Annotated in this window: 15 protein-coding genes; 10 read left to right on the top strand and 5 right to left on the bottom strand. The window is 60.1% G+C overall.

The genetic code is table 11. The features are described from left to right. Positions 1 to 177 precede the first annotated feature (177 nt). From ACTNB2_RS04900 to larD, 3 genes are all read left to right on the top strand, one after another. Positions 178 to 2,991 (top strand): phosphoenolpyruvate carboxylase, encoded by a 2,814-nt coding sequence (locus ACTNB2_RS04900; RefSeq protein ID WP_441042505.1) that lies wholly within the window; start codon positions 178 to 180, stop codon positions 2,989 to 2,991. A 751-nt stretch (positions 2,992 to 3,742) separates the two neighbouring features. Next, the gene (gene larA, locus ACTNB2_RS04895) at positions 3,743 to 5,020 is read left to right on the top strand and encodes a nickel-dependent lactate racemase (protein WP_427748316.1); all 1,278 of its coding nucleotides are present in this window, start codon (positions 3,743 to 3,745) and stop codon (positions 5,018 to 5,020) included. A 49-nt stretch (positions 5,021 to 5,069) separates the two neighbouring features. Further along, positions 5,070 to 5,801, top strand: coding sequence for a D/L-lactic acid transporter LarD (gene larD, locus ACTNB2_RS04890; protein WP_441042504.1), 732 nt, complete (start codon positions 5,070 to 5,072; stop codon positions 5,799 to 5,801). Positions 5,802 to 6,106: 305 nt separating this feature from the next. Here the strand turns inward: larD and ACTNB2_RS04885 are convergent, their stop codons facing one another. The 4 genes from ACTNB2_RS04885 to serB form a co-directional block, all read right to left on the bottom strand. After that, the gene (locus tag ACTNB2_RS04885) at positions 6,107 to 6,646 is read right to left on the bottom strand and encodes a TetR/AcrR family transcriptional regulator (RefSeq protein ID WP_441042503.1); all 540 of its coding nucleotides are present in this window, start codon (positions 6,644 to 6,646) and stop codon (positions 6,107 to 6,109) included. Between the two features lie 2 nt (positions 6,647 to 6,648). Then, entirely contained in the window at positions 6,649 to 7,566 is a 918-nt protein-coding gene (locus ACTNB2_RS04880) for a LarC family nickel insertion protein (RefSeq protein ID WP_441042502.1), read from the bottom strand. A gap of 10 nt (positions 7,567 to 7,576) precedes the next feature. Further along, positions 7,577 to 8,359, bottom strand: a complete 783-nt coding sequence (larB, locus tag ACTNB2_RS04875) for a nickel pincer cofactor biosynthesis protein LarB (RefSeq protein WP_441042501.1) — start codon at positions 8,357 to 8,359, stop codon at positions 7,577 to 7,579. A 117-nt stretch (positions 8,360 to 8,476) separates the two neighbouring features. Further along, positions 8,477 to 9,112, bottom strand: coding sequence for a phosphoserine phosphatase SerB (gene serB, locus ACTNB2_RS04870; RefSeq protein WP_427795050.1), 636 nt, complete (start codon positions 9,110 to 9,112; stop codon positions 8,477 to 8,479). A gap of 257 nt (positions 9,113 to 9,369) precedes the next feature. Here serB and aspS point away from each other — a divergent pair, with 257 nt between their 5' ends. The 7 genes from aspS to ACTNB2_RS04835 all read left to right on the top strand — a co-directional run bounded on the left by aspS (position 9,370) and on the right by ACTNB2_RS04835 (position 17,380). Further along, positions 9,370 to 11,157 carry an aspartate--tRNA ligase gene (gene aspS, locus ACTNB2_RS04865; protein WP_427719815.1) on the top strand — a complete coding sequence of 596 codons (1,788 nt, stop codon included), beginning with the start codon at positions 9,370 to 9,372 and terminating at the stop codon, positions 11,155 to 11,157. Positions 11,158 to 11,514: 357 nt separating this feature from the next. Next, on the top strand, positions 11,515 to 11,763 hold the full coding sequence (locus tag ACTNB2_RS04860; RefSeq protein ID WP_441042500.1) for an HPr family phosphocarrier protein: 249 nt from the start codon (positions 11,515 to 11,517) through the stop codon (positions 11,761 to 11,763). A gap of 232 nt (positions 11,764 to 11,995) precedes the next feature. Continuing rightward, on the top strand, positions 11,996 to 12,238 hold the full coding sequence (locus tag ACTNB2_RS04855) for a FeoA family protein (RefSeq protein ID WP_427747574.1): 243 nt from the start codon (positions 11,996 to 11,998) through the stop codon (positions 12,236 to 12,238). Positions 12,239 to 12,277: 39 nt separating this feature from the next. Further along, entirely contained in the window at positions 12,278 to 12,499 is a 222-nt protein-coding gene (locus ACTNB2_RS04850; RefSeq protein ID WP_006234774.1) for a FeoA family protein, read from the top strand. Between the two features lie 123 nt (positions 12,500 to 12,622). Beyond that, on the top strand, positions 12,623 to 14,950 hold the full coding sequence (feoB, locus tag ACTNB2_RS04845) for a ferrous iron transporter B (protein WP_441042499.1): 2,328 nt from the start codon (positions 12,623 to 12,625) through the stop codon (positions 14,948 to 14,950). Positions 14,951 to 15,127: 177 nt separating this feature from the next. After that, the gene (locus tag ACTNB2_RS04840; protein ID WP_117634210.1) at positions 15,128 to 15,328 is read left to right on the top strand and encodes a hypothetical protein; all 201 of its coding nucleotides are present in this window, start codon (positions 15,128 to 15,130) and stop codon (positions 15,326 to 15,328) included. Between the two features lie 102 nt (positions 15,329 to 15,430). Further along, on the top strand, positions 15,431 to 17,380 hold the full coding sequence (locus tag ACTNB2_RS04835) for an NAD(P)/FAD-dependent oxidoreductase (RefSeq protein WP_441042498.1): 1,950 nt from the start codon (positions 15,431 to 15,433) through the stop codon (positions 17,378 to 17,380). A gap of 144 nt (positions 17,381 to 17,524) precedes the next feature. On the opposite strand, the gene ACTNB2_RS04830 is transcribed toward ACTNB2_RS04835, so the two are convergent. Further along, positions 17,525 to 17,597 (bottom strand): IS3 family transposase (locus tag ACTNB2_RS04830; RefSeq protein ID WP_441038702.1); only part of this gene is annotated, 73 nt, incomplete at its 5' end.

The raw sequence follows: 17,597 nt of genomic DNA, 5'->3' as shown, positions 1-17,597 counted from the left end.
GGAATGTCCCCGTTTGCATATGCCGTCCACCGAGAAATACGACCATTTGGGGCAAAAAGCCTTGCAATGCAGAAAATACTTTTGTGTGGTAAAGCGCAATCAATGTCGAAAGTATTTCTCAAGTGCCTATAATGAATACCGCATGTTACGTGCATAGAAGGAGGAATGGGAGGAAACGTGGCTGAGAACCTGAGCAACCAGTCTGTACCCGAAGCCGCGGCGCGCGTCGCTGCCGTGGTCAACCGCCTCGTTAACCGAATCGGCTCGAATGCCGAGTCCAGGGAGCGTCTCGCCGAGATTGAGATTCCCGAGGAGCTGCGCGACAACCTTGCGCTGTTCCTGCGCCTGGAGCGCCGTGTGCTTAGCGAGTATGATCCCGAGATCGCGGACCTGTTCGACAAGATTCTGTCGGCCGAGATCGTGGCCAATGCCGGCAACCCCGGTAGCCGTGCCGCCGACGAGGCCGTCGACGAGCAGGGCGTGCCCACCGCCGACGAGCCCACTGCTGTGGCGTTTCGCGAGGTCGTCGATTTGATCGACAGCCTACCGCTCGATAAGCAGCAGGTTATCGTCCGCGCCTTTACGAGCTTCTTCCATCTGGCAAACCTGTCGGAGGAGAACTACCGTGTGAAGCAGCTGCGCGAGCGTGAGGCCGGCGCATCGACCGATACCGAGGTCGATCCCGCCAACGAACTCACCGTCGCCTATCACCAGCTGGTGGATGAGATGGGTGTCGAGGGCGCCAACGAGCTGCTCGGCAAGCTTGAGTTCCATCCCGTCTTTACCGCGCATCCCACCGAGGCCCGTCGCAAGGCCGTCGAGGGCAAGATTCGCCGTATCTCTAACCTGCTGGAGGAGCGTCCGCGTCTGGGCGGCTCCGACCTGGTGGAGAACGAGCGCCATATGCTGCAGGAGATCGACGCCCTGGTGCGTACGAGCCCCATCGCGCTCAAGAAGCCCACGCCGGTCGAGGAAGCCGATACCATCATCGACATCTTCGATAACACGCTGTTCGACGTCATCCCCGTCATCTATCGTCGCTTTGACGACTGGGTGCTGGGTGACAAGGCCGGTACCGTGCCGCCGCTGTGCCCGGCGTTCTTCCATCCCGGCAGCTGGATCGGTTCCGACCGCGACGGTAACCCCAACGTTACCGCCAAGGTGAGCCGTGAGGTCGCCGCCAAGTACTTCACCCACATGGTGCTCAAGCTCGAGGACAAGTGCCGCCGCATCGGCCGCAACCTCACGCTCGAGGCCACCTACAGCAAGCCGTCTGCCGAGCTTATCAACCTGTGGAACCATCAGGTCGAGATGAGTGCCCATTACACGGCCCGCGCCGAGATTATCTCCGAGCACGAGCCGCATCGCGCCGTCATGCTCGTCATGGCCGACCGTCTGAACGCCACCGTACGCCGTATCACCGACACCATGTATCACAGCGCCGACGAGTTCCTGGATGACCTGCGCGTCGTTCAGCGTTCGCTGGCTGCCTGCGGTGCCGTCCGTGCCGCCTACGGCCCGGTGCAGACCATCATCTGGCAGGTCGAGTCCTTCGGCTTCCATATGGTCGAGATGGAGTTCCGTCAGCACTCCGTGGTGCATGCCCGCGCCCTCAAGGATATCCACGAAAACGGTATCCATGGCGACCTGCAGCCCATGACGCGCGAGGTCATCGACACCTTCCGCGCTATCGGCTCCATCCAAAAGCGCTACGGTAAGAAGATGGCACACCGCTACATCATCTCGTTTACCAAGAGTGCCCAGCATGTGGCCGACGTCTTTGAGCTGGCCCACCTGTCCTTCGCACACGAGGAGGACGTTCCCGAGCTCGACGTGATCCCGCTGTTCGAGCAGCTCGAGGACCTCGAGGGCTGCGTCGACGTGCTCGACCAGATGCTTACGCTGCCCGTGGTGCAGAAGCGTCTTGCCCAGACCAACCGCCGCATGGAGGTTATGCTGGGCTACTCCGACTCCTCCAAGGATGCCGGTCCTACCACGGCCATGCTTGCGCTGCACTCCGCGCAGGAGCGCATCGCCAAGTGGGCCGAGAAGAACGATATCGACCTGGTGCTCATGCACGGTCGCGGCGGCGCCGTGGGCCGTGGTGGCGGCCCGGCCAACAAGGCCGTACTGGCGCAGCCCAAGGGTTCGGTCAACTGCTTCTTTAAGCTCACCGAGCAGGGTGAGGTCATCTTTGCCCGTTACGGCAACCGCACGCTGGCTCAGCGCCATGTTGAGTCCGTTGCCGCCGCAACGCTTTTGCAGTCGGCCCCGAGCGTCGAGAAGACCAACACCGAGACCACGCAGAAGTTCTGGGATATGGCCGAGAAACTCAACGCCGCAAGCCACGAGCGCTATCTGGACCTGCTGAACACCGAGGACTTTGCACCGTGGTTCTCGACTGTGACGCCGCTGACCGAGGTCGGTCTGCTGCCGATTGGCTCGCGTCCCGCCAAGCGCGGCTTGGGTGCCAAGTCGCTCGACGACCTGCGTACCATTCCGTGGATTTTCAGCTGGAGCCAGGCACGCATTAACCTGGCCGCTTGGTACGGCCTGGGCACCGCCTGCGAGCAGCTGGGCGATCTTGACCAGCTCAAGGCTGCCTACCAGGAGTGGCCGTTCTTCCGCACCTTTATCGATAACATCGAGATGTCGATTGCTAAGACCGATCAGCGCATTGCCAAGATGTATCTGCATCTGGGCGACCGCGATGATCTGTCCAAGAAGGTCTTTACCGAGATGCAACTCACCCGTAAGTGGGTCCTTGCCATCGTCGGTGACGAGTGGCCGCTGCAGCGTCGTCGCGTGCTCGGCTGTGCCGTTCGCGTGCGTAACCCCTACGTCGACGCCCTGTCCATCGCCCAGGTCCGCGCCCTTCGCGAGGTGCGTATGAACCAGGACGAGATGGCCGAGGAGAAGAAGGCAGAGTACATGAGCCTGATTCTTTCGACTGTGACCGGCGTCTCGGCAGGTCTGCAGAACACGGGGTAATCGATAGCCCTGTAGTCGTCCGGGCCTGCCATATGTTTACTTTTAGGCACGTCCTCGGACATGCAAGAAGCCCTCGCTGCGCACTTCGTGCGGCGAGGGCTTCTTGCGTCCTGCGGAGTGTGCCTAAAAGTAAACTGATGGCGGGCCCTGCGATGTCCAGCTTCGGCGGAAGGCCGCTGGGTGAGGGTGGTGCCTGGGGCGACGTGCAAAAAACGGAGTTTTCAGCAGCCAAAGATCGATGCATAAGGCCATAGCCGGCCCTCGCTGCCTTTGTTGATGATTTTGCAAGACAATTGGGCCTTGGCGATGCTCATATATGGCTGGTTTCTCGCCGCATGTTATCCAGATGGGACGAGTCATGAGGACGATCTACCTTTTGAAAGACTTTTGACACCAAAATCTTATCTTGCGATGCTGAATATTCGCAAAAATGCACGCTCCGGAGGGGGCTACCATGTTGCGGTTCGAAACCCAATGCGTCATTCTATGCAGTATATTGACCTTTTTATGCAAGATAGCTTACACGCGCATGCCACAGGATTGATGTTTGCCTCGGCGCTGCGTAATCCACCCTGCCCATAGCTTCTTTGACAGGAGGCCGCGGTCCCTCTTGGGATCGCGGCCGTTTTGTTGTGGGTCAAATATGAACGTTGTGTTAACGACTCGGTGGACGGTGGCGTTTTTCGGTGAGCGGCGTATCCTTCCAACGGTTTATCTAGTGTGTCAGCTGAAAGGAAGAGGGCGCTCGTCATTGTTTGAATGTGAACTGCCGTTTGACCACAAGACATTGCATCTGGAGCTCGAGGATAAGAACTTCGCGGGTGTGATGGAAGGTCACCAAAACGAGTTTAAGACTGCAAAATCGCAGGAAGAGCTGGTAGAGGAGTCGCTTGCCAACCCTTATGGATCGCCTTCGCTCGAGGAGCTTTGCGCTGGCAAGAAGGATATTGTCATCATTAGCTCCGACCATACGCGCCCCGTTCCCTCGCGTGTGACGATGCCTATTCTGCTGCATCACATCCACTCCGCTGCGCCTGAGGCGCGCGTTCGCATTCTGGTTGCTACGGGTATGCATCGTCCATCGACGCACGAGGAACTCGTCAACAAGTATGGCGAGGAGATCGTTGCCAACGAGGAAATTGTCATGCACGTCGCGACCGACGACAGCATGATGGAAAAGATTGGCACCCTGCCTTCTGGTGGCGAGTGCATCATCAACAAGATTGCCGCCGATTGCGATCTACTGCTTGCCGAGGGCTTCATTGAGCCGCACTTCTTTGCCGGTTTTTCTGGCAGCCGCAAGTCCGTGCTGCCCGGCATCGCCAGCTACAAGACCATCATGTACAACCACAACGGCCAGTTTGTGAACGATTCCCATTCGCGCGCCGGCAACCTGTGCCACAACCACGTGAGCGAGGACATGTTTGCCGCTGCCGAGATGGCTCACCTTGCCTTTGTGCTCAACGTGGTGCTCAACGGCAAGCACGAGGTCATCGGCTCCTTTGCCGGCGACATTCACAAGGCGCACGAGGCCGGCTGCGAGTTCGTGAAGAGTCTTGCCGGCGTTGAGCCCGTCGAGTGCGAGATTGCCATCACCACCAACGGTGGCTATCCGCTCGATCAGAACGTCTATCAGGCCGTGAAGGGCATGTGCGCTGCCGAGGCCACACTTCCCGAGGGCGGCGTGATCATCGATGTCGCCGGTTGCGCCGATGGTCACGGTGGCGAGGGCTTCTATCACAACATCGCCGACAACGATCCGGCAGAGTTTGAGCGCGCCTGCATCGACCGTCCTAAGGACGAGACCCTGCCCGACCAGTGGACGAGCCAGATTTTTGCCCGCATCTTGGCGCATCACCCTGTGATCATGGTCACCGACCTGTGCGATCACCAGATGCTCAAGGATATGCATATGACGCCGGTCAACACCCTCGAGGAGGCGCTCAAGCTCGCCTTTGAAATGAAGGGTGCCGATGCCAAGGTAGCCGTCATTCCCGATGGCCTGGGCGTTGTCGTCGCTCAGCACTAGCGCGCGGCCTAAACGAATCGTTTGTAACCGACAAGAAAGATAAGGTTTTATGCTTACCAAACTCCTCTGCGAATTCGGCGCAACGGCCCTCATGATCATCTTTGGCGTGGGCGTACACTGCGATACCGTGCTTAAGGGCACCAAGTATCAGGGCTCCGGCCACATGTTTGCCATCACCACCTGGTCTTTTGGCATCTCGGTCTGCCTGTTTGTCTTTGGCGGCGCCGTGTGCATGAACCCGGCTATGGTGCTTGCCCAGTGCATCGTCGGTCTGGTGCCGTGGAGCAGCTGCATCCCCTTCATGATTGCCGATATGCTCGGCGGCTTTGTGGGCGCCGTAATCGCTTGGTTTATGTATACCGATGAGTTCAAGGCTTCCGAGGGCGTCGTCGACCCCATTGCCCAGCGCAACATCTTCTCGACCAACCCCACCACCGAGGGCACGAACTATGCCCGCAACTTCTTCTGTGAGGCTATCTGCACCTTTGTGTTCATCAGCGCCATCCTTGCTGTCGCTAGCCGCGCCGGCGAGAACGTTCTGATGCTCGCTATCTGCGTCGGCCTGATCGTTTGGGCCGTTGGCATGGGCATGGGTGGCATCACCGGCTTCGCCATGAACCAGGCACGCGACCTTGGTCCTCGCATGGCCTATCAGGTGCTGCCGATCAAGAACAAGGCTGACAACAACTGGAAGTACGGCCTGCTCGTTCCTGGCATCGCTCCGTATATCGGTGCCGCTCTGGCCGCGCTGTTTGTGCACGGTTTCTTGGGCATGTTCTAGTCCAAGGCCACATAGTTGTCCGCTGGCCGCATGGGGTAACTTCCCAGCGCGTCCTCGGACATGAAAGAACCCCCGCTGCGCACTTCGTGCGGCGGGGGTTCTTTCGTCCTGCGGAATGCGCTGGGAAGTTACCCCATGCGGACAGCTGCGGGGTCTTTGTTGCATTCGTACAAGCAACCCAACATATATATCTGAATTTGGATGGGAGGGGCTTGTCGCTGTTGGGGGGGGCGTTGAAGTGCGAGTGACACGTTGGGATGCGTGGCGCCTTGGGTTGGGGCGATGCTTTGGGATGAGCCTCTTACTTAGGTGAAGAGGGGTTTTATGGCTGAGAGGTAGTCTTTGGCTACGTCGGCCTTATCTGCTTGAAAGTTGTGCCAGGCCCACCATTGGACGGTGGCTACGAAGCTTGAGGCTATGTGGTGGAGGAGGAAGTTGCGATCCATGGTGCTGGCGGGGCCTGCGGGGTCGACAGGGACGGTTTCGGCTGCGCGCGACATGATGGTCTTGCGGAGACAGTCGGCGAAGACGCGCGAGCCGGCGCCGGCTACGAGGGCGCGTACGCCCTGACGACGATCCCAGAGGTTGTTGAGGATATGCTCGACCTGTACGAGCGGGTCATTGAGGGGTGTACCGTCATCGTCGAGGGCATGGGTGCAGATATCGCACACGAACTCAGCGAGCAGGTCATCTTTGCTCTTAAAGAGGCCGTAGAACGTTGCCCGACCTACATGGGCGCGAGCGATGATGTCGCCGACGGTAATCTTGCCGTAGTCCTCTTCGCGCAGGAGCTCGGAGAACGCCGCAACGATGGTAGCGCGGCTTTTTGCCTTGCGGGCATCCATGGCTATGCGTCCGCGTGAACGAGCAGACAGCGGAGCGTGCCGGAGCAACCCTCGTAGGGGCGTTTGCCGGCGCCGTAGCCGACGGCTTCGATGTGGTAGCGTGAGGGCAGTTGGTCGGACGTGCGCAGCGCGGTGACGATGGCGGCGCCCGTTGGCGTCACGAGCTCGCCGGCGACCGGTGCAGGCGTGAGGGCGATATTGCCTGCCTGGCACAGGTTGACGACAGCGGGGACGGGAATGGGCATGAGGCCGTGGGCGCAGCGGATGGTTCCGTGGCCCTCGGAGAGCGACTCGACCACAACATCCTCAATGCCCAGGTCGTCGAGGCAGATGGCGACCGAGCAAATGTCAACGATGGAGTCGATGGCGCCCACCTCGTGGAACATGACGGTGTCGGGCGTTTTGCCGTGGGCTTTGGCCTCGGCGGCGGCGAGCGCGGTAAAGATGGCGAGCGCGCGACGCTTGGCACCATCGCTTAGCTGTGAGCCGTCGATGATGGCGGTGACGTCCGCCAAAGAACGGTGGTGATGGTGGTGGGCGTGGTGATGGTCCTCGTGGCCATGGCCGTGAGCCTCATGGTCATGCTCGTGGCGGTGCTCGTGTTCGTGTTCGCCATGATCATGATGGTGGTGCTCATGCTCGTGCGTGTGCTCGGCAGCTGCTTCGTTGCCAAAGAGCCAGGCCATGTCGTGGTCGTGGTTCTCGAGCTCCTCTGCCAGCTGAACGTCAAAGTCGCAGGCGTCGATGCCATGCTTGTTTGCACGTGTAACGGCAACCTCAAAGCCGCCGACCGGAAGTGTGGCGAGCTGTTCGCGCAGGTGCTCCTCGCTGGCGCCCAGGTCGAGCAGGGCCGCGACGGTCATATCGCCGCTGATGCCCGAGGTGCCGTCGATGATAAGCGTATGCTGATGGTTGGACATGGAATGCTCCTTAACGGGCGCAGGGTGTTCCGGCGCTCAGATGATTGATAAGACTTGCCTGGTAGGCGGCACCAAAGCCATTGTCGATATTGACGACCGAAACGCCGCTGGCGCAGGAGTTGAGCATGGCGAGCAGCGCGGCTACGCCACCAAAGCTCGCGCCGTAGCCCACGCTGGTGGGAACGGCGATGACCGGACAGCTTACCAGACCGCCGATAACGCTCGCCAGCGCGCCCTCCATGCCGGCGATGGCGATGACCACCTGTGCCTGGGCAAGTTCCTCGGCATGCGCGAGCAAGCGGTGCAGGCCGGCGACGCCTACGTCGTAGAGGCGGTCGACCTCGTTGCCGTAGAACTCGGCCGTCAACGCGGCTTCCTCGGCGACGGGCAAGTCGCTCGTGCCGGCGCAGGCGACAACGATGCGTCCGTTACCGGTAGGGGAGGGCTTGCCGCCCACGAGGGCGAGCTGGGCGTCCGGGACATATCCCAGGTCGATACCGTTGTCGAGGAGCTCCGAGGTACGGGCTGCTTTTTCGGCATCCAGGCGCGTAACCAGGGTGCGCTCCTGACCGGCATCGCGCAGCGCTTTGATAATGGCTGCAATCTGCTCGGCGGTTTTGCCGGCGCCGTAGACAACCTCACCGGCCCCCTGGCGCACCCCGCGCGAAAGATCGAGCTGCGCAAAACCCAGATCGGCGGTTGGCGCCGTTTGGATGCGCGTAAGGGCGTCGGCGGGGGTGACTGATCCGCCGGCAACATCGCTCAGTAACTGCTCAAGATCTCGCTTATCCATATATCTTCCCTTCGACGGCGCAAAGTCTAGCACTCAAAGGGTATGTTTCCGAACACTAAGACAAAATTGTTCGGAAACTAGATATAGGGGATTTGATTCTGTTGTTAGATGGATCGGCTAGTCACGCAGGATGATATCCATGGCGAGCATCAGGTTGCGCTCGTCGATGGCAAACGGGGCGGCTTCGCGCGTCTTGGGCTTGGCGCAAAATGCGATGCCCGTGCCCGCGGCCTGAATCATGGGGATGTCGTTGGCGCCGTCGCCGATCGCCACGGTATGGGCCATATCGACACCGCACTCAACAGCCCAATCCAGTAGCTGGATGAGCTTGGATTCCTTGGTCACAATGTCTGCCGCCAGCTTGCCCGTGAGCTTGCCGTCTACGACCTCCAGGCGGTTGGCCAGGCAAAAATCGATGCCCGCGGCAGCTACGATCTTGTCGGCGACCTCGTGGAAGCCGCCGCTTACCACGCCGACCTTCCAGCCCTTGCTGTGCGCCGAGCGCACAAGCTCCAGTGCGCCGGGGGTAAACGTCACGCGCTCAAAGGTGCGCTCGAAAACGCTCTCGTCCAGGCCGGCAAGCAGGCCCACGCGCTCCTCGAGCGCCTGCTTAAAGTCGAGCTCACCGCGCATGGCGCGTTCGGTGATCCGCGCAACTTGCCCGCCCACGCCTGCCTCCTCGCCCAACAGGTCGATGACCTCCTGGTTGATGAGCGTGGAATCGATATCCATAACGATGAGGCGTGAAGTCATGGTGGGCCTTTCCGAGTGCGGTTGTATTGTAGGCACATTGTCGCACGTGACAAGCGCGGGCGGGCAGTGCGGTGCGCCAATTGTTTCGTCTCCGTCAAGTCTTTGAGCGGGAGCCACTTTTTCGCGGTACATCGGCGCGGGTGCGATAAGATAGAACGCCATGTCCGGCTGCGCGGTTTACGCAGGCTGGGCAAATCTGTACGACGCCGCCCGGAACGACACGGGGCGGCACAGATCCATAAAGGAGGATCACTGGTATGAGCCAGACCCGTCCCATCGACGAGCATTCCATGCACACCCATACCTGCGGCGAGCTTCGCCGCGAGAACGTGGGCGAAGAGGTCACCCTCACCGGTTGGGTGAGCCGTCGCCGCGACCACGGCGGCCTTATTTTCTGCGACCTTCGCGACCGCGAGGGCATCACGCAGCTTACCTTCGACCCCGAGCACTCCGACGGCGATGCCTTTAAGATCGCCGAGACCATGCGTCCCGAGTGGCCCATCAAGATTCACGGCGTCGTGCGCGCCCGTGGCGAGGAAACCACCAACGCCAAGCTCGCGACCGGCGAGATCGAGGTCCTGACCGACCACGCCGAGGTGCTCAACACCTCCGTTACTCCGCCGTTCCAGATCGAGGACGGCATCGAGACCAGCGAGGACACCCGTCTGCGCTATCGCTATCTGGACCTCCGTCGTCCCGAGATGATGGCCAACCTCAAGCTGCGCTCCGACTTCACCTTTGCCATTCGCGAGGCGCTTCACAACCGTGAGTTCATGGAGGTCGAGACGCCCTCCCTGTTCAAGTCTACGCCCGAGGGCGCCCGCGACTTCATCGTTCCCAGCCGTATTCAGCCGGGCAACTTCTACGCCCTGCCGCAGTCCCCGCAGCTCCTAAAGCAGCTGCTCATGGTCGGTGGCGTCGAGCGCTACTACCAGGTTGCCAAGTGCTTCCGCGACGAGGACTTGCGTGCCGACCGTCAGCCCGAGTTCACCCAGGTCGATATCGAGATGTCCTTCGTGGACCAGAACGACGTCATGAGCGCACTCGAAGAGGTCCTGGCCGATGCTTTCGGTCGCATGGGTGTCGAGATGCCCACGCCGCTGCGTCGCATGGACTACTGGGAGGCCATGGACACCTATGGCTCCGACAAGCCCGATACCCGCTATGGCATGCATCTGGTCGATCTGACCGACATCTTTGCTAACTCCAAGTTCAAGGTCTTTGCGACTGCCGCAAACGAGGAGGGCTCTGTCGTCAAGGCCATCAACGCCAAGGGTGCCGGTGCCTGGGCACGTGCCAAGATCGATAAGCTCGCCGGCGTGGCCTCCACGTTTGGCGCCAAGGGTCTGGCCTGGATCGCTTTCCGCGAGGACGGCTCCATCAACAGCCCCATCGTCAAGTTCTTCTCGGACGAGGAGATGGCGGCTCTGCGCGAGCGCATGAACGTCGAGCCTGGCGACCTCGTGATGTTCGCCGCCGGCCCGCGCCTGCTCTCTGACGAGATCCTGGGCGGCATGCGCTCTCACATGGCCAACGCACTCGAGATCAAACGCGAGGGGCACGACTTCCTGTGGGTCGTCAACTTCCCGCTGTTCCACTGGGATGAGGACCGCAAGGCCTATGCAGCCGAGCACCAGCCGTTCACTCTGCCGACCGAGACCGACATCGCCAAGATCGAGGCCGACCCGTTGGCTGCCGGTTCCTGCACCTACGACTTTGTCATGGACGGTTTTGAGGCCGGCGGCGGTGGCATGCGCATCCATAACGCCGAGATGCAGATGTCCATGCTCAAGCTCCTGGGCTTTACCGAGGAGCGCGCCGAGTCGCAGTTTGGCTTCCTCATGGAGGCGCTCAAGTTTGGTGCGCCCCCGATGGGCGGTTTTGCCCTGGGTCTGGACCGCGTGTGCATGCTGCTTACCGGCTCCGATTCTATCCGCGACGTCATGGCGTTCCCCAAGACGGCCAGCGGCTCCGACCTTATGTCGGGCGCCCCGAGTGCCGTTTCCGGCGCCCAGCTCAAGGACGTCAGCCTGCGCTTGATGTAGGCGAGCGGCTACATATTGTCTCTAACGAGGGAAGGACGCGTGCCTTCCCTCGTTTTTTATGCGCGGGCGTTGCGAGGGCATAGGGTGACCGGACGTCGCGGAAAGTGCGTCCCGGAATCTGCGTCCAGAATGGGCCGCGCTTTCCCAAAGGGGGTCCTCTGGGAAAGCGCGGCCCAGAATTCGGCAAAATAATGGGGCACAGTTTCCGGTTGAGCCTTCTGGCGGAAACTGTGTCCCATCGTTGACACTCGAAGTGGGATGTGGTTTCCGTCCCGCTCTCGACAAGCATCTAACGCTACAATAACTACCACGTGGCTGGGTTTGGCCGGCCAAATGTGCGATGCTGCGGGAGGGGACATGGTCGAGTTTACAAAGACGATTAAAGATCCGTTGGGACTACATGCCCGCCCGGTTGCGCTTCTCTATGACATTATCGCCAAGCATCGTAGTGACGTGTCGGTCAGCATCGGCGATCGCCACACGGATGGCCGCGATATCATGGGACTCATGGCCCTCTATGGTGAGTGCGGCGAGAGCGTCGTCTTTCATGTTTCGGGCGTGGATGAGGCCTCCTGCGTCACGTCGATCAGAAACCTCTCGCTCTAAGCGTAACAATGTGAAAAAGGAGAGTCCCCTCTGTTGCATACATTGGTATGACAAGGCACCGCAAAGAGACCGTCTTTGCGGTGTCTTTGTTTAATATGGGAAACTTTTTCGAAAACTGAATAGAGATTCTTTCCAAAAAGTTAACCACGTGTTAGTTTACTAGTTCGAACATAGGCGCGGTTAACTTTTATCGCGTCGATGTTGAGGACGAACCGATGTTAGGAGCTCACTCATGTCTTGCGGACCGCAGATGCCGGCCATGCCGCTTTCTATGGTAAAGGCGGGCGAAACCGTGCACGTGTCTCGTGTAAAGGGCAATGAGGACATAAAGCACCGTCTCAAGGACCTCGGCTTTGTCGAGGGCAGCGAGATCCACGTGGTGAGCTCGAGTGGCGCCAATATCATCGTCACGGTGCTGGGCTCACGCTTTGGCATCGATTCCAAGGTTGCCATGCACATCATGACCGTCGGTTAATCTGCAGCATTTCATAAAAACCGAAAGGGGGATAAGAGGATGAAGACGTTGGGTGACGTTAAGGTGGGCGAGAGCTCTACCATCGTCAAGCTTCACGGTGAGGGCGCACTTCGCCGCCACCTTATGGACCTGGGGCTCATCAAGGGCACTTCGTTCAAGGTCGTGAAGGTTGCACCGCTCGGTGATCCGGTCGAGATCAACGTGCGCGGCTACGAGCTTTCCATCCGCAAGGAGGAGGCGGCCGTCGTCGAGGTCCAGTAAGGGCCCACGGCGTATATTTCTGCAGATTAAGTTAGACGTTTCTAACTTAATGCAGCAACTTTGAAGCACATTATCCAGCCTGCGCGGAGAAAGCAATGCGGGCTCACAAGGAAGAAGGATTGAATGGCGGATTCTCAGATCCATGTCGCGCTGGCGGGTAACCCCAACTGCGGCAAGACCACGCTTTTCAACCTGATCACCGGCGCCAACGGCTACGTTGGCAACTGGCCCGGCGTCACGGTTGAGAAAAAGGAGGCCAAGCTCCTAAGCGACAAGAACGTTACCATCACGGACCTCCCCGGCATCTACTCGCTTTCCCCCTACAGCCCCGAGGAGCAATGCTCACGCGATTACCTCATGAGCGGCGAGCCCGATGTCGTCGTTCAGGTGGTCGACGCCACCAACCTCGAGCGCAACCTGTACCTGGCGCTTCAGGTTATCGAGATCGGCCTACCCGTGGTCGTTGCCCTTAACATGGCCGACTTGGTCGAGAAGAACGGCGACAAGATCGACACGGACAAGCTCTCCAAGAAGCTCGGCTGTCCGGTCATGATGATTTCGGCCCTTAAGAACAAGGGTATTAAGGAGCTGTTCGAGCAGGTTAAGAAGTCCGCTGCTTCCAAGGGCCAGGTGTCGGAGCACAAGTTCGATTCCTCCATCGAGGACGTTCTGGACCACATCGAGAACAACCTTCCGGCGAGCGTTCCCGCCAACAAGCGTCGCTATTACGCCGTCAAGCTGTTCGAGCGTGATGCGGACGCCTGCAAGCTCATCAACCTCACCAAGGAGAAGGCCGCTCGCGTGGAAGAGCTGGTCGCCCAGTGCGAGCAGGACTGTGATGACGACGCCGAGTCCATCATCACCGGTGAGCGCTATGGCGTCATCGCGCACATCATCGACGAGTGCCTCACCAAGGCTCCGGCCAAGATGAGCACCTCCGAGAAGATCGACCGTGTGGTTACCAACCGTATCCTGGGCCTGCCGATCTTTGTGGTCATCATGTTCTGCGTGTACTACATCGCCGTTTCCACCTTAGGTGGCACGGTGACCGACTTCACCAACGACCAGCTCTTCGGTACCGACGGTTGGTATGTGCTCGGTCAGGGCCGCGACGCCTACGATGCAGCCGTCGAGGCTGCGGGCGACGATGCCGACTCGGTTGACCCGGCGCAGTACGGCCCCTATGTCCCGGGTATCACCACCGTGGTGCACGACGCCCTTGTGGCGGGTGGCACCGAGGACGGCGGCCTGGTCGATTCGCTGGTTTGTGACGGCATCGTCGGCGGTTTGGGCGCTATCTTCGGCTTCGTCCCGCAGATGTTCCTGCTCTTTGTGATGCTGTCCTTCCTGGAGGACTGCGGCTATATGGCTCGCGTTGCCTTCATCATGGACCGCGTGTTCCGCCGCTTTGGCCTGTCCGGTAAGTCGTTCATCCCCATGCTCGTTTCCTCGGGCTGCGGCGTCCCCGGCGTCATGGCCACCAAGACCATCGAGAACGAGAAGGACCGCCGCATGACGGTCATGACCACCACGTTTATTCCCTGTGGCGCTAAGCTGCCGATCATCGCCCTGCTCATGGGTTCCATCATCGGTGATTCTTCCACCACCGCGGCGTGGATCAGCCCGCTCTTCTACTTCCTGGGCGTCTTCGCCGTCATCGCCTCGGGCCTTATGCTCAAGAAGACCAAGCTCTTCGCCGGCCGCCCGACGCCGTTCGTTATGGAGCTTCCTGCCTACCACTTCCCGGCGATCCGCTCTTGGGCACTGCACGTGTGGGAGCGCTGCTGGGCCTTTATCAAGAAGGCCGGCACGGTCATCTTCGCATCCACCGTCGTGGTTTGGTTCCTCTCCAACTTTGGAAGCTACAACGGTTCCTTTGGCTTCCTGCCTGCAATGGACGGCATCCCCGAGGAGTTCATGGATTACTCCGTGCTTGCCATGCTCGGCAACCTGGTCGCTTGGATCTTCGCCCCGCTCGGCTTTAGCACCTGGCAGGCCACCGCGCTGACTGTCTCTGGCCTTGTCGCCAAGGAGAACGTCGTCGCCACCGCCGGCTCGCTGCTGTCGGTTGCCGACGCCGCCGAGACCGACCCGAGCCTGTGGACTGCGTTTGCCGGCATGTTCCCCACCATGGGCGCTTGCGTTGCCTTCGGTGCCTTCAACCTGCTGTGCGCCCCGTGCTTTGCCGCCATGGGCACTATCCGCAACCAGATGGACTCGGGCAAATGGACTGCGATTGCCATCGGTTACGAGTGCGCCTTCGCTTGGGTGATCGGCCTGTTCATCAACCAGTTCTACAACCTGTTTGTGTTGGGACAGTTTGGTATCTGGACGATTGTGGCCATCGTTCTGCTGGTTGCGATGCTCTTCCAGATCTTCCGTCCTATCCCTGCGCATGCATGGACCGACGAGGACGAGACCAACACTGCTTCCGCCGCAGTTTCCGCTTAAGTCCGAATAAGGATTAGCCCCTTTCCACGAGCCCGGGTGTCCCAGCGACACTCGGGCTTTTTGGTGGTGGGGGAGATGTGGCGTTTCCGCAGATAAAACCGACCAAAATAAACCTGTCCCTTTTTGGCAGGTGGAAATGGGGTAAAGTAAGTGGAGGTTAACTAGAGGAGGCTTGCTATGGCACCTATCGATATTGTTGTTCTGGCTGTTATCGGTATTGCGTTTGTCGCGGTATGCGTGCGCATCTATCGCAAGGGCACCTGCGCCGACTGTGCTCAGGGTGGCGTTTGCACAGGGCATTGCTCCAACAAAAAGACGTGCGCCGCACTTAAGGGCGTGGACAAAATCGCCGAAGACTTGGGCCGCGGTATTCATTAGCCGAACGGCGCTTGGGCATGTATGACTGCGGATACGGCAGTTGCTGATACGATAGGTGTGTTAGCAACTGCCGCCGAGCGGCTCAAACGAAAGGAACCCTGTATGGAGTCCTGTGCCTACCCGATGCTCTTTAGCCCGATCAAGGTCGGTACGACCGAGGTTAAGAACCGCGTCTTTATGCCGCCGGTGTCCACCAACTTGGCCGATCACGGCTATGTGACCGACGACTTGGTCGATCATTACCGTGCCCGTGCCAAGGGCGGCGTTGGCCTCATCATTACCGAGGTCGTGACGGTTGAGCCCACCTATACCTATCTGCCGGGTGACATGTGCTGCTACGACGACACGTTTATCCCCGGCTGGGAAAAGCTCGCCGCAGCCGTCCACGAGTATGGCTGTAAGATCATGCCGCAGCTCTTCCACCCCGCCTACATGGCCTTTAACATTCCGGGCACGCCGCGCCTGATCGCTCCGTCCTTTGTGGGCCCGTCCTATGCCCGCGAGGCACCGCGTCCTATCACGGTCGATGAGATTCACGAGCTCACGCATCAGTTTGGTGACGCTGCCGTGCGTATGCAGAAGGCCGGTGTCGATGGCGTCGAGGTCCACGCGGCACATGCCCACGGCATGCTCGGCGGCTTTTTGACCCCGCTCTACAACAAGCGTACCGACGAGTACGGCGGCTCGCTCGACGCCCGCATGCGCTTCCTGCTCGAGGTCATCGCCGAGATTCGCGAGCGCTGCGGCAAGGACTTTATCATCGACGTCCGCATCTCGGGCGATGAGTACACCGATGGCGGCCTGACCCTCAACGACATGATCTACGTCTCGCGTCGCCTGGAGAAGGCCGGCGTCGACATGATTCACGTGTCGGGCGGTACCACCATCAAGCGCGGCTCCGCGATTCCCGCCGCCGGTACGCAGCAGGCCTCGCATGCCGCCTGCTCGCGCGAGATCAAAAAGCACGTCAACATTCCCGTCGCCACCGTCGGACGCATTAACGAGGCCTGGATCGCCGAGGAGCTGATTGAGGACGGCGCTGCCGACATCTGTATGATGGGCCGCGCCAATCTGTGCGATGCCGAGTTCTGCAACAAGGCAGCCGCTGGCAACGCCGACGAGATCCGTCCCTGCATCGGTTGCCTGCGTTGCCTGAACGGCATTATGTTTGGCAAGCGCATCTCCTGCACCGTCAACCCCGATGTTGAGCGCGACGAGGCAGGCTACGAGCCTGCCGCCGAGGCCAAGAACGTACTGGTTGTGGGCGCCGGTCCCGCGGGCATGGAGGCAGCCTACATTGCCGCCAAACGCGGTCATAACGTGGTGCTCGTGGATAAGCAGGACGAGCCGGGCGGCGAGATGCGCATCGCAGCCGTTCCGCCGGCAAAGCAGGAACTCACCCGCGTGATCAAGTATCAGTACCGTCGCCTGGCCGAGGCCGGCGTAAAGTGCGTCTTTGGCACCGAGCTTACTGCCGAGGACATTCAGCGTGACTACGCCGACTACGAGGTCGTCCTGGCCTATGGCGCCGAGCCTATCGCCCCGGCCTTCATGCAGGGCTTTAAGCAGGTTATGACGGCTGACGACCTGTTGGGCGGCAAGGCTTTCCCGGGCAAGAAGATCGTCATCGTGGGCGGCGGCACCGTTGGCTGCGAGACGGCCGATTACCTGGCCCCGTTGGTCAACGACCTGTCGCCGGCCAACCGCGACGTCACCGTCATCGAGATGACCAAGACGCTCGCCGCCAACGAGGGTGGTGCCGGTCGCGCGGTGCTCATCACGCGCATGCTCTCAAAGGGCGTTCACGTGCTGACCGAGGCCAAGGTGACCGAGATTACCGAGGACACTATCAGCTACGAGAAGGACGGCGAGGTCCACACCATCGCCGGTGCCGATACGCTGGTGCTTGCTATGGGCTATCGTCCCAATACCAAGCTGGCCGACGACCTGGCGGCAGCCGGCGTTACCACTCACGTGCTGGGCGATGCCAACAAGTGCGGCAACATTCGCGACGCCATCGGCGATGGCTACAAGGTCGCCTGCGAGCTCTAGTCAACCCCTTGTTGCATGGGGACAGGTTGCTTTGCACCAACTTGGTGCATGTGAACCTGACCCCATTGCACCATTTGATAAAACGCAAGCGGCGGCCGTCCCGTGTTGAACTGCACCCCAAAACTTGGACGGCTTAAATAAGAACTACGCCGCAAGGGGCTGGTTCCGGAACTCCTCCGGGGTCAGCCCCTTCAGTTTAACCTGCCTTCGCCTCGTG

The sequence above is a fragment of the Collinsella sp. HCP28S3_G2 genome (assembly GCF_052065125.1).
Taxonomy (GTDB): domain Bacteria; phylum Actinomycetota; class Coriobacteriia; order Coriobacteriales; family Coriobacteriaceae; genus Collinsella.
Note: the sequence above shows the minus strand (reverse complement) of the source record. Positions and strands in the feature narration are given on the sequence as shown.

Coding starts and splice junctions, on each gene's coding strand:
- ACTNB2_RS04885 (WP_441042503.1), bottom strand. CDS start 6,646: ATGGATGCCCGCAAGGCAAAAAGCCGCGCTACCATCGTTGCGGCGTTC.
- feoB (WP_441042499.1), top strand. CDS start 12,623: ATGGCGGATTCTCAGATCCATGTCGCGCTGGCGGGTAACCCCAACTGC.
- ACTNB2_RS04855 (WP_427747574.1), top strand. CDS start 11,996: ATGTCTTGCGGACCGCAGATGCCGGCCATGCCGCTTTCTATGGTAAAG.
- ACTNB2_RS04835 (WP_441042498.1), top strand. CDS start 15,431: ATGGAGTCCTGTGCCTACCCGATGCTCTTTAGCCCGATCAAGGTCGGT.
- aspS (WP_427719815.1), top strand. CDS start 9,370: ATGAGCCAGACCCGTCCCATCGACGAGCATTCCATGCACACCCATACC.
- ACTNB2_RS04880 (WP_441042502.1), bottom strand. CDS start 7,566: ATGTCCAACCATCAGCATACGCTTATCATCGACGGCACCTCGGGCATC.
- ACTNB2_RS04860 (WP_441042500.1), top strand. CDS start 11,515: ATGGTCGAGTTTACAAAGACGATTAAAGATCCGTTGGGACTACATGCC.
- serB (WP_427795050.1), bottom strand. CDS start 9,112: ATGACTTCACGCCTCATCGTTATGGATATCGATTCCACGCTCATCAAC.
- ACTNB2_RS04850 (WP_006234774.1), top strand. CDS start 12,278: ATGAAGACGTTGGGTGACGTTAAGGTGGGCGAGAGCTCTACCATCGTC.
- larD (WP_441042504.1), top strand. CDS start 5,070: ATGCTTACCAAACTCCTCTGCGAATTCGGCGCAACGGCCCTCATGATC.
- ACTNB2_RS04840 (WP_117634210.1), top strand. CDS start 15,128: ATGGCACCTATCGATATTGTTGTTCTGGCTGTTATCGGTATTGCGTTT.
- larB (WP_441042501.1), bottom strand. CDS start 8,359: ATGGATAAGCGAGATCTTGAGCAGTTACTGAGCGATGTTGCCGGCGGA.